The sequence below is a fragment of the Labrenzia sp. 011 genome (genome assembly GCF_003075075.1).
GTDB lineage: Bacteria > Pseudomonadota > Alphaproteobacteria > Rhizobiales > Stappiaceae > Roseibium.
Genome location: NZ_QCYM01000005.1, coordinates 171,456 through 187,623 on the forward strand (window position 1 = coordinate 171,456; position 16,168 = coordinate 187,623).

Annotated in this window: 12 protein-coding genes; 10 read left to right on the plus strand and 2 right to left on the minus strand. The window is 61.8% G+C overall.

Annotated elements, in window-relative coordinates; translation table 11 throughout:
• The first annotated feature begins 96 nt into the window (after window positions 1-96).
• Together DCO57_RS08240 and DCO57_RS08245 are read left to right on the plus strand one after the other, a co-directional pair.
• On the plus strand, window positions 97-1,332 hold the full coding sequence (locus tag DCO57_RS08240) for an acyl-CoA dehydrogenase family protein (protein WP_116698402.1): 1,236 nt from the start codon (window positions 97-99) through the stop codon (window positions 1,330-1,332).
• A 2-nt stretch (window positions 1,333-1,334) separates the two neighbouring features.
• Window positions 1,335-2,378 carry a phosphotransferase family protein gene (locus DCO57_RS08245; RefSeq protein ID WP_116698403.1) on the plus strand — a complete coding sequence of 348 codons (1,044 nt, stop codon included), beginning with the start codon at window positions 1,335-1,337 and terminating at the stop codon, window positions 2,376-2,378.
• Window positions 2,379-2,426: 48 nt separating this feature from the next.
• Here DCO57_RS08245 and DCO57_RS08250 read toward each other — a convergent pair whose 3' ends face one another.
• Both DCO57_RS08250 and tsaA read right to left on the minus strand, forming a co-directional pair.
• Complete coding sequence (locus tag DCO57_RS08250; RefSeq protein WP_116698404.1) at window positions 2,427-4,541, minus strand: 3-hydroxyacyl-CoA dehydrogenase NAD-binding domain-containing protein; 2,115 nt, start codon at window positions 4,539-4,541, stop codon at window positions 2,427-2,429.
• A 97-nt stretch (window positions 4,542-4,638) separates the two neighbouring features.
• On the minus strand, window positions 4,639-5,091 hold the full coding sequence (tsaA, locus tag DCO57_RS08255) for a tRNA (N6-threonylcarbamoyladenosine(37)-N6)-methyltransferase TrmO (protein WP_116698405.1): 453 nt from the start codon (window positions 5,089-5,091) through the stop codon (window positions 4,639-4,641).
• A gap of 583 nt (window positions 5,092-5,674) precedes the next feature.
• Between tsaA and DCO57_RS08265 the strand changes: the two genes are divergently transcribed.
• The 8 genes from DCO57_RS08265 to DCO57_RS08300 all read left to right on the plus strand — a co-directional run bounded on the left by DCO57_RS08265 (window position 5,675) and on the right by DCO57_RS08300 (window position 16,166).
• Window positions 5,675-6,769: an ABC transporter ATP-binding protein gene (locus DCO57_RS08265; RefSeq protein WP_205756107.1), complete on the plus strand. Its 1,095-nt coding sequence runs from the start codon at window positions 5,675-5,677 to the stop codon at window positions 6,767-6,769.
• A gap of 84 nt (window positions 6,770-6,853) precedes the next feature.
• Window positions 6,854-7,954 carry an extracellular solute-binding protein gene (locus DCO57_RS08270; protein WP_116698408.1) on the plus strand — a complete coding sequence of 367 codons (1,101 nt, stop codon included), beginning with the start codon at window positions 6,854-6,856 and terminating at the stop codon, window positions 7,952-7,954.
• A 142-nt stretch (window positions 7,955-8,096) separates the two neighbouring features.
• A complete protein-coding gene (locus tag DCO57_RS08275) occupies window positions 8,097-9,362 on the plus strand; it encodes an ABC transporter permease (protein WP_116698409.1) in 1,266 nt (421 codons plus the stop codon).
• 11 nt (window positions 9,363-9,373) lie between these two features.
• Entirely contained in the window at window positions 9,374-10,228 is an 855-nt protein-coding gene (locus DCO57_RS08280; protein WP_116698410.1) for an ABC transporter permease, read from the plus strand.
• 232 nt (window positions 10,229-10,460) lie between these two features.
• Window positions 10,461-11,690 carry a M24 family metallopeptidase gene (locus DCO57_RS08285; RefSeq protein ID WP_116698411.1) on the plus strand — a complete coding sequence of 410 codons (1,230 nt, stop codon included), beginning with the start codon at window positions 10,461-10,463 and terminating at the stop codon, window positions 11,688-11,690.
• Between the two features lie 455 nt (window positions 11,691-12,145).
• Window positions 12,146-12,610, plus strand: coding sequence for a ubiquinone biosynthesis methyltransferase UbiE (locus tag DCO57_RS08290; RefSeq protein ID WP_165814686.1), 465 nt, complete (start codon window positions 12,146-12,148; stop codon window positions 12,608-12,610).
• Window positions 12,607-13,785: a class I SAM-dependent methyltransferase gene (locus tag DCO57_RS08295; RefSeq protein WP_116698413.1), complete on the plus strand. Its 1,179-nt coding sequence runs from the start codon at window positions 12,607-12,609 to the stop codon at window positions 13,783-13,785. The genes DCO57_RS08290 and DCO57_RS08295 overlap by 4 nt, the downstream gene beginning before the upstream one ends.
• Window positions 13,782-16,166: a SpoIIE family protein phosphatase gene (locus tag DCO57_RS08300; RefSeq protein WP_116698414.1), complete on the plus strand. Its 2,385-nt coding sequence runs from the start codon at window positions 13,782-13,784 to the stop codon at window positions 16,164-16,166. Before DCO57_RS08295 ends, DCO57_RS08300 begins: the two co-directional genes overlap by 4 nt.
• The last annotated feature ends 2 nt before the right edge of the window (window positions 16,167-16,168 follow it).

Below are 16,168 nucleotides of genomic sequence, written 5' to 3' on the forward strand. Positions count from 1 at the left end.
GCCGGCATCCGGTGCCGGTCTGAATGAAACCGGATTCCCGCCGCCAGGCGACGGAGCGGGACAACTTTTGAAGGGGACAAGGACTTGGGAGCAAACATGGATCTTGGCATGTCGGACAGGGTGCGCCCGCTTGTCGACAGGGTCCGGCATATGGTCGAGACCGAGATCGCGCCGCTGGATGCCGAATTTCATTCTGAGGTCGGCCGCCATCCCTCGGCAGACCGCTTCCGCTTCACCGACCGGCAGCTTGAAATCCTGGAGGAACTGAAGGCGAAGGCCAGGGAGCGCGGCTTGTGGAACTTCTGGCTGACCGGCAGTGACCGCGGCTACGGGCTGACCACCGTCGAATACGCCTATCTCGCCGAGGAAATGGGCAAGGTCGGCATCGCGGCGGAAGTCTTCAACTGCAATGCGCCGGATACCGGCAACATGGAAGTGCTGGAGCGCTACGGCACCCAGGCGCACAAGGAGCGCTGGCTGAAGCCTCTGCTCGAAGGGGAAATCCGCTCCGCCTATCTGATGACGGAACCCGAGGTTGCCTCGTCCGATGCCACCAATATTGCCCTGACGGCCGAACACGACGGCGACGGCTGGGTGCTCAACGGCGAAAAATGGTGGGCGACGGGGGCCGGCGATCCGCGCTGCGCGCTCCATATCGTCATGGCCTGCACCGACCCGGGCGCCCACAAGCACAGCCGCCATTCCATGTTTCTGGTGCCGGCGGATGCGCCGGGTATCGAGGTTCTGCGGCCGATGCATGTCTTCGGCGCCGACGATGCGCCTCACGGCCACATGCATATCCGCTTTACCGGTGTTCGCGTCCCGCAGGAGGATCTGATCCTGGGTGAGGGCCGGGGCTTTGAAGTGGCGCAGGGACGCCTCGGACCGGGCCGTATCCACCACTGCATGCGCGCCATCGGCCAGGCGGAAAAGGCGCTTGAGCTTCTGTGCCGGCGCGCGATGAGCCGGGAGGCCTTCGGCAGACCGCTGATGGATCTGGGCGCCAATCACGACATCATTGCCAATGCGCGCATGGAGATCGAGATGGCGCGCCTGCTGTGTCTGAAGGCCGCCTGGGTCATGGACACGCAGGGAACCCGCGCCGCCCAGCCCTGGATCAGCCAGATCAAGGTGGTCGCGCCCCTGATGGCCCTGAAAGTCGTCGACGAGGCGATGCAGGTGCATGGTGCCGCCGGCATCAGCCAGGACTTTCCGCTCGCGGCCATGTGGACGCATCTCAGAACGCTGCGCTTCGCCGACGGTCCTGACGCAGTGCACCGCCGTCAGGTGGCGCGCACGGAACTGCGAAAATATGCCGGTTCGGGAAGCTGATCATGGTGCAGGACAGGGCGGATCCGGATCTTCGGGCGCTGACGGACTGGCTGGGCCGGAACCTGCCTGGATTTTCGGGGCCGGTGCGCCTCGACAAGTTCAACCGGGGCCAGTCCAATCCCACCTACCGGCTGCGCGCGGCCTCCGGTGACTATGTCCTGCGCCGCAAGCCGCCCGGCGTGCTGCTGAAATCCGCCCATGCGGTCGAGCGGGAATTCCGGGTCCAGAAGGCGCTGGCCGGATCGGAGGTTCCGGTGGCACGGATGCATGTCCTGTGCGAGGACGAAACCGTCATCGGCTCGGCCTTCTACGTGATGGCGCATGTCGCGGGCCGCAGTTTCGACGACCCGCGCCTGCCGGAAACCGGCCTTGACACGCGCGTGGCCATCTACGAGGAGATGAATCGGGTTCTCGCGGCCATTCATGGTATCGACCTGCAGGCGCGCGGCCTTGCGGATTTCGGGCCCGCGGGCAACTATTACCGGCGGCAGATCGACCGCTGGACCAGACAGTACCGGGCAAGCGAAACCGGGACCATTGCCGCCATGGACGAGCTGATTTCCTGGCTGGATGCCAATGTGCCGGCGGAAGACGGCAGGCGCACCCTGGTGCATGGCGACTACCGCATCGACAATCTGCTCTTCGCGGAAGACGGCCCTGCCTGTGTGGCGGTTCTCGACTGGGAATTGTCGACGATCGGTCACCCCTTTGCGGATCTTGCGGCGCTGATCATGCAATGGCGGCTTCCGCCGGGAGCGGAAGGGCGGGGCCTTGCCGGAATTGACCGGGCAGCGCTGGGCCTGCCTGAGGACCAGGCGTTCATTGACGGCTATTGCGCGCGCACCGGCCTCTCCGGCATTCCGGATTTCGGCTTCTACCTGGCCTTCTGTTTCTTCCGCATGGGTGCGATCCTTCAGGGCGTCAGGAAGCGCGCGCTCGACGGAAATGCCTCCAACCCGGAGATCGGGCTGCGCCTGGCCTCCGCCGTGCCGCGCTACGCGGCCGGCGGGCTGGAAGCTGCGAAGCAGGGTCAGGGCAGGACCTGAAGTCCCGGGCAGTCCCCGGCGCGAACCGGAGTCTGCGGACCGGATCGGTCACCTTTTGCCGTTCATCTCGGCAAAGCTCTCTCCGGTTTCGGACATCTTGCGAAGCAGCTCCGGGACGCGCCAATAATAGCTATCTTCGGCCGCATAGGCCTCGATCCGGCGCACCAGTTCCCCGGCACCGATCAGGTCGGCGGTATGCATCGGCCCGCCGCGAAAGCGCGGAAAGCCGTAGCCGAAGAGGAATACGGCGTCGATATCGATGGGCCGGAGCGCAATGCCTTCTTCCAGCACGCGGGTGGCTTCCAGGATCATGGCGGTCATGAACCGGCTGACGATCTCGTCGGAGGTAAAGGCGCGTGGCGTAATCCCGGCCTTGCCGCGTTCCGCGCCGATGATCTCGAGCGCGGCCGGATTGGGGCGCACGCCCGTCTCATCGTAGACATAGAAGCCCTGGCCGCTCTTGCGGCCGAACCAGCCGTTCTCGCATAGCCGGTCGGCAATCGGGATGTAGCGCTCCTCGGCCGGGCGCGTGGCCGCGCGGCGCTTGTTGGCCGCCCAGCTGATGTCGAGACCGGCAAGATCGGCGACCTGATAGGGCCCCATGGCAAAGCCGAAGCCGGTCATCGCCCGGTCGATCTCTTCCGGCGCGGCGCCGTCCATCATCATGTAATCGGCTGCCTTCTTGTAGAAGGTCATGATGCGGTTGCCGATGAAGCCGTCGCAGACACCGGAGCGCACGGCGGTCTTCTTCAGGGCCTTGGCGAGGGCGAAGCCGGTCGCGACCGTTTCGGCACTTGTCTTCTCCGCCACGACCACTTCCAGAAGCCGCATCACATGGGCCGGGGAAAAGAAATGCAGGCCGATGACATCTTCCGGCCGCCCGGTCATGGCCGCGATCTCGTTGATGTCGAGATAGGACGTGTTGGACGCCAGCATCGCGCCGGGCCTGGCAATCCTGTCGAGGGTTTCGAAGATCTCGCGCTTGACGTTCATCTCCTCGAACACTGCCTCGATGATCAGGTCCGCCTGCGACAGGGCGGCAAGATCGGTGGAGGTGGCAAGTTTCGAGGCGAGGATCGCCTCGCGCCCTTCCGGCGAAAGTTTCCCGCGCTTTACCGCGCCGTCCAGATTGCGGCTGATGGCGGCCGTGCCGCGATCCAGTCCCGCCTGGTCCCGTTCGCTCAATGTGACCGGAAACCCGGCCAGAAGTGCCGCCGTCGCGATGCCGGACCCCATGGTGCCTCCGCCGATCACGCCGATCGACGCGATGTTCCGGGGCCTGGCGGCCGCTTCCGGGATCTTGGCAACCGCCCGCTCGGCGAAGAACGCATGGATCAGCCCCGCCCGCTGCGGGCTTTCCATGCAGGCATTGTAGAGCCGGCGCTCCTCCTTGAGCCCTTCGGTGATGGGCTGGCTGCTTGCGGCGACCGCCTCCACACATTTGTGCGGCGAATAGAGAAGCGGCTGGGCCTTGGCGAGCTTGTCCCGCATCGCCTGCAGCGCGGCTTCGTCGTGGGTGACTTCGAGGGCGCCCGTCTTGCGGACGGGCAGTTTGCCGTCGAGCATGTCCCGTGCCGCCTGCAGCGCTGCCTCGCGGGGATCGTCTTCGCTCAGGCCGTCGACAAGACCGTGGTCCAGCGCGTCCTGCGCGCTGATCTGCCGGCCGCTGGTGATCATGTCGAGCGCCGCCGCCATGCCCGCCAGCCGCGGCGCCCTCTGGGTTCCTCCGGCGCCGGGCAGAATCCCGAGCGTCACTTCCGGAAAACCGGCTTTCGTGCCCTTCAGCGCGACGCGGGCATGACAGGACAGCGCGATCTCGAAGCCGCCGCCGAGCGTGGTGCCGTGCAGGATGCAGGCAATGGGTTTGGCCGAATTTTCCAGAAAGTTGCAGACGTCGGGCAGCCACGGGTCGAGCGGCGGCTTGCCGAATTCGCGGATGTCGGCACCGGCGATGAAGGTCCGGCCCTTCCCGTAAAGTCCGATGGCCCTGATTTCCGGAGCATCCTGCAGCTGCTCGACAGCCTGCCACAGACCGGTTCGCAGCGCATGGGAAGCGGCGTTCACCGGCGGATTGTCGAGGGCGACAAGCGCGATCGGGCCGTGCCGTTCGATGGACACGACATCGTTGGGACCGGTCTCGCCGGTTCGCGGATCTGGCTGCATGTGGTTCTCCCGGAGCCGCTTCGGGTGAGCGGTTTTGCCGGGATTGTCATTTCTCCGGCTGGCTTGTCAAGCGCAGGCCGTGTCCGGCTGCTCCGGATCAGCTTTTCGGTGAATGCATGCACCGGTCGGGCTTCAGGTCGATGAGCGGGGTCCCGTTCAGGCAATCGAGTCCGCGCACGATCAGGCTGGCGCCCTCCACCGAAACCAGCCGGGCACTCACCGTCCCGATCGGGTTCGGGCGCACGGGAGAGCGCAGGGCGAAGGTACCCATGGGTCTGTCACGATGACCGGGATTCTGGATCACCAGGTCCCGCCGGGACTTGTCGAGCCAGTAGAGCACTTCGATCCATTCGAATGTCTCGATGCCTTCGAGCGCCCGGACCCAGGGTTCGAAAATCTCGATCCGGCATTCGGGGCCGTCGGATTTGCCCTGGTGCGGACAGTCTTTCCTGTCGGTCCACGGCGTATGTATGCGCCCTATGAAACGGAGCCGGGCATCGTCAGGCTCGGGCGCCTGGACGGAAACTTCATGCGCGCGGATGTCATTCATGGTTGCAGGTCCTGTGAGAGGTGTTTTCCCGATTATACCGCTCGCAGGGACCTTCGCCAGATCCTGCGTCTCTTTGAGGCACCGACGGCAGGGCGAAACCGGCAGACGTGCAGGGGCCGGGGACTTGCCGTTTCGGGAGTATTTCATGACGTTCGCGGACAACTGGAAGAAGAAATTGTGAGATATACTCTTCAGGACGGCGAGTGATTTGCCGTGCCTGTGAGGAATTCTTCACAGGGGTGAACGCGAACTGATGGCGCTGACGCATCAGGATCGGACAATTCTGCCGCTTTTTTCCTGAGGCAGGTTGATCTGGAGATGCTTTCCTCTGGAGGAAGATATACTTTTCTCCGGCGCCTTTGTCTTGAGTAAAAATTTGCGGCAGTGCCGCTGCTGCGAAATATTAAATCATCTCCTGCTCAAAAAAATCTCATTTTTTTTCAATGCCCCCTTTCAATGCGGCTGCATTTTTGTTTTTCTATGCAGGTTCGTGTCAATCGATAGCTCTAAGGGGATCATCGTCACCTGAGGGTTATTGGTTGCGCATTTAATAATAATGAATGAAACCGGACTTGGGGACAAAATGGCGAACACACGGGGCGCTGCTGTTAAGTATGACGGCGTTCAAAAGAGCTATGACGGGGAAGCCCTTGTCGTAAAGAACCTCAACCTCGACATCCCGCCTGGCGAATTTCTGACCATGCTCGGACCGTCGGGATCCGGAAAAACCACCTGTCTGATGATGCTGGCGGGATTCGAGCCGGCGACCCACGGCGAGATCTTTCTCAACGACCGGCCGATCAACAACGTGCCGCCGCACAAGCGCGGCATCGGGATGGTCTTCCAGAACTATGCTCTCTTTCCGCACATGACAGTGGCCGAAAACCTGGCGTTTCCGCTTCAGGTGCGCGGTGTCGGCAAGGCCGATCAGCAGCAGAAGGTGCAGCGGGCGCTGGAGATGGTCGAACTCGGCGCATTCGGCAACCGCCGTCCGGCGCAACTGTCCGGCGGACAGCAGCAGCGCGTGGCCGTTGCCCGTGCGCTGGTCTTCGACCCGGAACTGGTGCTGATGGACGAACCGCTGGGGGCGCTCGACAAGCAGCTGCGCGAGCAGATGCAGTATGAGATCAAGCACATTCACGAGAATCTCGGTGTGACGGTGGTCTATGTCACCCACGACCAGACCGAAGCCCTGACCATGTCCGACCGCGTGGCCGTGTTCAATGACGGCGTGATTCAGCAGCTTTCGACACCGGACGATCTCTACGAGGATCCGCAGAATTCCTTCGTGGCCCAGTTCATCGGCGAGAACAACAAGCTGAACGGCAAGGTGATCGGGGTCCAGGGAGACGGATGTCTCGTTGAGCTCGATGACGGTACGCAGCTCAAGGCTGATCGGGTGAATGTCTCGGCTATCGGCGACAGGACGACCCTGTCGCTGCGCCCGGAACGGGTCGAATTCGACACCAACACGTCGATGGACAATCTGGTCAACGGACGGATCGAGGAACTCATCTATCTCGGCGACCATATTCGCGTTCGCATGAACGTGGCTGGCAATGACGAGTTTATTGTCAAGGTTCGCAACCGTGGAGAAAAGCGCAAGCTGAATGTCGGTGAGACAGTCCAGGTGGGCTGGGCTCAGAACGACTGCAAGGCGCTCGACGCGGTTGCCTGAAATCGCCCGGCGGCCGGATCTCGGCCGTCAGCGACAACAACGGAAGAGCATCCGTTATAATCCTAAAAGAGGGAGCTAGAATCCATGAAGCTCAAAACCGTAATTCTCGCAGGTACTGCACTTGCCTATGCCGGCGGCGCAGCCGTCGCGGAAGACATGACCCTGGTCTCCTGGGGCGGCGCCTATCAGGCTTCCCAGAAGGCAGCCTACGCGGACCCCTATGTTGCCGACCATCCGGATATCAACGTGATCTGGGATGAATCGTCCAACGAAGCGGTCGCCAAGCTGCGCGCGATGAACGAAGCCGGCAATGTCACCTGGGATCTGGTCGACGTGGTCGCATCCGACGCCATCCGTCTGTGCGACGAAGGTCTTGCCCTGGAAATCGATCCGGCAACCGACCTTGCGGACGCTCCGGACGGCACTTCGGCCGCTGACGACTTCGGCGACCTGCTGGTTTCCGAGTGCTTCATTCCACAGATCGTCTATTCCACCACATTCGGCTACCGTTCGGACATCGATGACTGGGGCGGCAAGGAACCTGACGACATTTGCGACGTCTTCGACCTGGAAACTTTCCCGGGCAAGCGGTCCCTGGAAAAGCGTCCGATCAACAACATGGAGTGGGCTCTCCTGTGCGACGGCGTTCCGAAGGATGAAGTCTACAGCGTTCTGGAAACAGACGAAGGCCTGGAACGGGCATTCAAGAAGCTCGACACCATCAAGGACAACGTCGTGTGGTGGTCTGCCGGTGCGGAAACCCCGCAGCTTCTGGCCGACAAGGAAGTCGTGATCGGCTCCACCTACAACGGTCGTCTGTTCTCCCTGATCGAAGAGCAGAAGCAGCCGGTCAAGATGCTGTGGGACGCCCAGGTGTTCGACCTTGACGGCTGGATCATTCCGGCAGGTCTTCCGGAAGATCGCCTTGCCCGTGTGAAGGATTTCGTGAAATTCGCGACCGACACCCAGCGTCTGGCCGATCAGGCGAAATACATCTCCTACGGCCCGGCCCGCAAGTCGTCCGCGCCGCTCGTCGGCAAGCATGCTGATCTGGGCATCGACATGGCTCCGCACATGCCGACCGATCCGGAGAATGCCAAGAACACCTTCCTGTACAACTACGAATGGTGGGCGGATTACCGCGACGACATCGACGCCAAATTCCAGGCGTGGCTGTCTCAGTAAGCCGTTTCAGGACTTTGGACCGGGCGGCCATGCTGCTGCCCGGTCCGGCTTCATTCACCCGCTCCGCGTGACATCACCAGGTGGCGGAAGGCCGGCCGAGCCCGAGGGGATGGCCGGGATTGATTTGCGAAAGACTTGATTCATGAGCGATACCACAGCCGGTGAAGTTCTCACCACGAAGGACGGACAACCGCTCAAGGTGGCGCTGGCCAAGGCCCTGCGCAGGGAAAAACTGCGGTCCCTGGCACTGATTGCCCCGTTGCTCATTTTCGTGCTGCTGACGTTTGTCGCGCCGATCGTGGACATGCTTTTCCGGTCCGTTGAAAACAGCATCGTCGAGGAGACGCTTCCCCGCACAGTGGTCGCCCTGCGCGAGTGGGACGCGGATTCGGGACAGGTTCCCGACGAGGCCGTCTATGCCGCCCTCTACGCGGACCTTGCCGTGGCCGTGGAGGAGAAGACGCACACCCGCCTCGGCTCCCGTCTGAATTACGAGGAAGGCGGCATGTCCAGCCTGTTCCGCAAGACGGGACGGCGCATCAAGCGCATGGACGAGGCAGGCCCCTTCAAGGAACAGTTTCTCGAGGCGGACAGAAAGTGGGGCGAGCTCGCCACATGGAATGTGCTGCGGCAATTCTCGCCGCGGTTCACCGACGGCTATTTCCTGAGTGCCTTCGACGCGCAGAGAACGGCTGACGGCATCGAGATGAAGCCGGATAACGAGCGGATCTACATGCTCCTGTTCGGAAGAACCCTGTTCCTGTCGATCGTGATCACCGTGTCCTGCCTGGTCCTGGGCTACCCGATCGCGTTTCTTCTCGCCTCCCTGCCGTTACGCAGTTCCAATCTCCTGATGATTCTGGTGCTGCTCCCCTTCTGGACCAGTCTTCTGGTGCGCACCTCCGCGTGGAAGGTGCTCCTGCAGCAGCAGGGGGTGATCAACGACTTCCTGGTCTGGATCGGCCTCATCAGCGATGCCAATCGTCTGGTCATGATCAACAACCAGACCGGCACGATCATCGCGATGACCCATATCCTGCTGCCCTTCATGATACTGCCGCTCTATTCGGTGATGAAAACCATCTCTCCGACCTATGTGCGCGCCGCCAAGAGCCTTGGCGCCAATGACTGGACCGCATTCTGGCGGGTCTATTTCCCGCAATCCGTACCTGGAATCGGTGCGGGAGCGGTGCTCGTCTTCATCCTGTCGATCGGCTACTATATCACGCCGGAACTGGTGGGCGGCACCTCGGGCATCTTCATCTCGAACCGGATCGCCTATCACATATCGTCGTCGCTGAACTGGGGCCTGGCGGCCGCTCTGGGGACATTGCTCCTCGTCGCCGTGATGGTTCTCTTTACTGTCTACGACAAGATCGTCGGCATCGATAACGTGAAACTCGGATAGGAGACGGCGACATGAGTGCACTTCCCCCCTACGCGTCCCCTGTCCAGCGGATCTGGTTCTACAGTTTCCGGGTCATCTGCGGACTGATCTTCTTCTTCCTGATCTTTCCGATCCTGGTGATCCTGCCGCTGAGCTTCAACGCACAGGACTTCTTCACCTTCACCAAGGAAATGCTGGCGCTGGATCCGGCCGGCTATTCCTTCAAGCACTATCATGACTTCTTCACCAACCCGGACTGGCAGCAGGCGCTGACCAATTCGGTGATGATCGCGCCGATCGCGACGTTGCTGGCGACGTCCTTCGGAACGCTTGCGGCCGTTGGCCTGTCACAGTCCCACGTGCCCTACAAGCCGGCCATCATGGCGGTGCTGATCTCGCCGATGATCGTGCCGCTGATCATTTCGGCCGCCGGCATGTATTTCTTCTATTCCCGCATCGGTCTGCAGGGCACCTACTGGGGTGTCGTACTGGCCCATGCCGCGCTCGGCACACCCTTCGTGATCATCACGGTGACCGCGACGCTGGTCGGTTTCGACCGCTCCCTGGTGCGGGCCTCCGCGAGCCTGGGTGCGAATCCGGTAACCACCTTCTTCAAGGTGCAGATGCCGCTGATCGTTCCGGGCGTCGTCTCCGGCGCCCTCTTTGCCTTCATCACCTCCTTCGACGAAGTGGTCGTGGTGCTCTTCCTGGGGTCTGCCGGTCAGAAGACCCTGCCCTGGCAGATGTTCACCGGACTTCGCGAACAGATCTCGCCGACCATCCTGGCGGTGGCATCGCTGATGGTGGCGATCTCCATTGTGCTGCTGACCGTGCTCGAGATGCTGCGCCGGCGGTCCGAACGTTTGAGGGGGCTGTCACCGGGCTGACCCGGTGGCAGGGGCCGCGACCGGCCCCGCTGCATTCCGCAGGAGCCGGTGGCGGAACGCCAGTCACCGGGTGGAGGATCCGAGGGATCTTCCCGGCAGCAGGACAATCTGATTTTGGGCCTGGCGGGCCGGCTTCTCTTGGGAAGCCGGCCCGTTTTGCGTTTCAGGCCCTGATTCCGGCAATGGCCGAAGGCGAACCGGGCGTGGACCCGAAGAGAAAAGGAGAGATCCGATGAGTGACGACATGATCCGCATCTACGAGATGAACAACGGAGAAAAGGCTTTCTCGCCCTTTTCTCCGCACGAGATGGACCGCCGTCAGGCGGGACTCAGAAAGCTGATGGCGGACCGGGGGATCGACGCGTGTCTGTTCACCTCCTACCACAACATCTGCTATTATTCCGGCTTCCTCTACTGCTATTTCGGCCGCAAATACGGCTTCCTGGTAACCCGGGACAAGGCGACCACCATCGCCGCCGGCATTGACGGCGGCCAGCCCTGGCGCCGGACCCATGGCGACGCGCTCATCTATACCGACTGGCGTCGTGACAACTATTTCCATGCCGTCCAGTCGCTGCTGGCGATGCCGAACCCTTCGGTGAAGCGGATCGGCATCGAGTTCGATCATGCCTCCCTCGATTTCCTCCGGCAGCTCGAAGCGGCCCTGCCGGGCGTCGAGTTCGTGGATGTGGCGGCGGACGCCATGGCGCAGCGCACGATCAAGAGCGCGGAGGAGCACAAGCTCATCCGCGAAGGGGCGAGGATTGGCGATGTCGGCGGCGCCGCCCTTGTGGATGCCATCGCGGCGGGCGTCCCCGAACATGAGGTGGCGATGGCCTCCACCAACGCCATGATCCGCGAGATCGCCGGCGCCTTCCCCTTCGTGGAGCTGATGGACACCTGGACCTGGTTCCAGTCGGGCATCAACACCGATGGGGCCCATAATCCGGTGACCAACAAGCGCATCGAGTCCGGCGACATCCTCAGCCTGAACTGCTTCCCGATGATCTTCGGCTATTACACCGCGCTCGAGCGCACCCTGTTCTGCGACCATGCGTCCGACGAACATCTGCGGCTGTGGGAAATCAACTGCCATGTGCACCGGGAAGGCCTGAAGCTGATCCGCCCGGGTGCGAGATGCTGCGACATCGCCGCGGAACTCAACGACATCTACCGCAGCCATGATCTGCTCAAGTACCGCAGTTTCGGCTACGGCCATTCCTTCGGCGTGCTCAGCCACTACTACGGCCGTGAGGCCTCCGTCGAACTGCGCGAGGATGTTGCCACCGTGCTTGAGCCGGGCATGGTCGTCTCCATGGAGCCGATGATCATGGTGCCGCAAGGCGAAGCCGGGGCGGGCGGCTACCGGGAGCACGACATCCTGATCGTGACGGAAACCGGTGCGGACAACATCACCGGATTTCCGTTCGGTCCCGAGCACAACATCATCGCAAGCCGCTGACGCCGGTTTGCATCTTTCGGCAGGAAGGGACGGGGCCGCGGCGGCGCGGTCCCGTTCTTTTCATGCCGGGGGCAGCCCGCCCTGAAACGGGAAGCAGGAAGCGGCGCTGATGGAAATCCCGTCGCGCCGCCCCCCTCCATGATGACCTTGAAACCCTGACCCGACTCAGGGAGAAGAAAGGCAAGTCGATGCGTGAAAATCGGATCTTCGGGGTAGCCATCCCGGAAAAACGGCAGGAACGTCGGCTGTTGTTATATTCTTGGCAACGAGCGGCACCGTATAGTGAATGACTTGATCTACCGATGACACGAATGACAGCGGCGTAATTTCCAGGTTTATTGTAAAACCGTATCCCGCTGCACCGGATTGCAATGGAACACGCCAACGGGGGAATAGAAATGCCTGCACCTTCTGAAGGATCATTGCCGAGCTCGGAATTGCCGCAGATGCTTCAGATGGATCTGGATATAGGGGATTTTTGTTCGAACTGGTCCCATTGCGATCTTCTCTCGGCCTATCTGGCCCGGATGGTCAGCCACAACAGGCTCGATTCTCTCCTGTTTTCAAATCTCTATTCCTCCGCCCTCAATGAGCTTCTGGAAACTGTCTTCAGGGTGCACGGTGCGTCCGGCAAGCTGGAATGCTCCGTCCGGCGGCAGGGTGGACTGGACCGGATCGAGCTGGTCTTTCCGGCGGATGAAGACATCTTTCGGGTCTACCGCGAGGCGATTGACAAACTCTCTGGCGAGAATGCGGAAAAGCTTTACCTGGAGGCGCTGTTCACCGAGGGACAGCCGGATGCCAGCCTTGGACTTCTGGAACTCGGCGTCGACTACGGCGCCCGGCTCACCATCGACCGGGTCGGGAACGACCGGATGTGTCTGGTCGCCGAACTCACGCTTGAGGACGAAAACGAATGATTGCGGAAAACACCACCCAGGCGTTCCAGTGGACCTATAACGAAAACGATCAGGAGTTCGCCCTGCAGGGCAGCCTCCGTCCGCAGAAGCCGGAGGAACTCAGCAACTGCATTTCGGCGCTCGAGCAGTCGGTCGCCAAGGTAAGCGGCAAGTTCTATGTCAACGTCCGCCGCCTGGTGCGCATGAACAATGTCGCCTTCCAGGCCATTGCCTGCAAGATCCTGGATCTGGTCCGCGCCCGCGCCGATCTGGACGTTCAGGTCACCACGTCGAGTGTTGTCGGCTGGGCAACGCGCAAATTCGCGGTTCTCGAAACCATGTCCGACAAGATCACGGTCAGCGAGTATGACAGCGAGTTCTACCCGGGGCAGTCCTTTGTCGAGGACAGCGAGTTCATCCACGTCCTGCGCACCCAGACGAAACTGACCTGGCGGCACGAAAAGGAACTGCTGCACAAGCACGGCCTGAGGCCGGGCATGCAGGTTGCGGACATCTGCTGCGGGATCGGCGATTTCGCGGTCCTGCTGCAGAAGGAATTCAGCCCGGACCGGCTGGTCGCCCTCGATCACTCCAGATCGAGCCTCGATTACGCCCGCCAGGTGGCGGCGGATTTCGGCATCCGGGGCATCGACTATGTGTTCGGCGATGCGGCCGACATGCTGCTGGAAGACGATCAGTTCGATTTCGTCACCTGCCGGCATTCCCTTCAGGTATTCGATCGTCCCGAGCTGATCCTCAAGGAACTGTTCAGGATCTGCAAGCCGGGCGGCCGTGTCTACGTCACCAACGAGAAGAATTCCCACTGCCTGGGCGAGCCGCGCGGCGAGTCGATCCAGTGGACCTACAACGAGGTTGCCAGGCTCTGGCATCATTTCGACATGGATATCGAGATCGGCCCGAAAAGCCGGCGCCTGTTGCTTGAAGGCGGCTTCGAGGATGTCTCCATCGGCTCCTTCATGGTCACCAGCGCCGACGGAGATCCCCAGGGCTTCGCCGATATCATCGCCTCCTGGAAAAATCTCTTCGCCGGCAAGATGGCCAAGGAACGCGGCGACGATCCGGCCTTTATCGAGCGCTTCGCCAAGGGCTTCGACGACCACATCTTCGCCGCGCTTCATCCCAAGGGATATGCGGGCTGGCCGATCTGGGTCGCCTCGGGACGCAAGCCGCAATGACGGCACCGGCACCAACACCGCAGAACGAAAGGCAGATCGGCCGCTTTTCGCTGCGCAGTTTCCGCGCCAAGTTCATGCTGGTCGTGGGGATCGCGGTGCTGTTCGACCTCGCGCTTGCTGGCGGGATCGGGATCTGGAACGTCCAGCGGCTTTCCAGGGACGCCACAAAACAGGTCGGCGACGGACTGACCACCGCGACAGAGGAATATCTCCAGACCTATATCGACACGACGGCTTTCCGTGCCGATCTCCTGATCAATCGGGTCCATTCAGAGCTGGCAACGCTCGCCTCGACCATGCAGACCCTGATCGACCATCCGGACATCCAGGAGGCGGTCGGCGAAACGGTCAGCAAGAGTCCGGACTTCTCTTCGCCACTGGTCTATGACCCCAAAGGCGGCTGGGTCCAGAACGAGGCCGGTGTGCCCTCGGCCGTCAGCGTCTGGGGCTATCTGCTCGACGAAAACATGCAGCCGGTGCCGAAAGCAGCCGAGGAGCTGAAGAAGAGTTCCTTCCTCAGCCTTGTCGGCCCCTCCATGATGTCCACCGGCGCCCCGAAGCTGCAGATCTACTATGTCGGTCCGAAGGACGCCTCGATCATGCGGGCGACCCCCTATTCCGAGCAGGCGCAGACCTTCGATCTGCTCTATCCCGGACACAACGAAGGCCCCAATTTCTGGGACTTCTTCTTCCCCGGTGTCTACGAAGGCTGGCAGGGCTGGATCGAGGATCCCTCCTCGCGGCCGGTTGCCTCCGATATCGTCACCACGGCGCCCTATGTCGATGCGATCACCGGCGAACTGATCGTCAGTTTCTTCCATCCTCTGTGGAGCGCCGACCGCAAGGATCTGGCGGGGATGGTCGCGGTCGACATTACCCTCGAACAGCTGACCTCACTGGTGGAAAGCCTGGAAATTTCCGAGACCGGCTTCGGGTTTCTGGCCATGTCCGACGGCAATGTCGTGGCGACCAACAGCATCGGCGAGAAGACGCTGGGCCTCGTGTCCACCGATGTCAGCGGCCAGGGCGTGACCGGGGTCAACCGGAACCTCACGGAAAGCAGCCAGGCCGCGATCGCCTCGCTTGATCTGGGTGCCACCCGCGACACGGTGATCGAGCATATCTTCCTCGATCACGGCGGCGAGGAGGTTCCCTATCTTCTCGTGCTCAAGCAGCTCAATCCCACCAACCTGTGGGACGGAGCGGGCATCACCGGCGAAACCATGACCCTCGGATTTGTGGTCTCCGAACGGGAGATCTACCAGTCCCTGATCGACGCGACCGACAATATCTCCGCGGCGACCACGCGCATTCTGAACTATCAGGTCATTGCTTTCCTTTTCAGTATCGTCGTGGTCTTCCTGGCCGTCTATGCCATCTCAGGCCGCATCACCAAGGGCCTGTCGCGGCTGGCCGATGCGGCGAAGGCGCTCCAGAACAAGGACTATTCCGTGCGGGTGGAGATCCCCACGCGCGACGAGGTCGCGGCAGTGGGCCTTGCCTTCAACCGCATGGCGGAAGAGATCAGCTATCACACCGAAAACCTGGAGAACCTGGTCGAGGAACGCACCAAAAAGCTTGAAAACGCCAACAGCGAGATCGTTGCGCTCAATGCGCGCCTGAAGTCCGAAAACCTCAGGCTGGGTGCGGAACTGGACGTGGCCAGGCGCATCCAGGAAATGGTGCTGCCGCGCCGCAGCGAGCTGGACATCATCCCGCAGATCGAGATTGCCGCCTTCATGGAACCGGCGGACGAGGTCGGCGGCGATTATTACGATGTTCTCTTCGACGGTGAGCACATCAAGGTCGGTATCGGCGATGTGACCGGGCACGGCCTGGAAAGCGGCGTCCTGATGCTGATGGTCCAGTCGGTGGCGCGGGCGCTGCAGGAAAAGGGCGACCGGGATCCTGTCGCCTTCCTCGATGTCCTCAACCGGGCCGTCTACAAGAACATCGCCAGAACCCGTTCGGACAAGCACCTGACACTCGCCTTTGTCGACTACCATGAGGGCAAGGTGACCCTGTCGGGTCAGCACGAAGAGGTGCTGATCATCCGGGCCAACGGCGAGACGGAGCGGATCGACACCATGGATCTCGGCTTCCCGGTCGGCCTGGAAGAGGACATCCTGCCCTTCGTGGCGACGCTGGTCCTGCCTTTCGGGCCGGAGGACATTCTCATCCTGCACACGGACGGCATCACCGAGGCGGAAAACGACAGGGGCGAGATGTTCGGCCTCGACCGCCTCAGCCAGAGTGCCCATGAAAACCGGCTCAAATCCGCAAAGGGCATTGCGGAAGCGGTCATAACTGATGTGAAGTCGCATATCGGCGGACACAAGGTCTTCGATGACATCACGCTTGTCGTCCTGAAGCATAGGTAGGG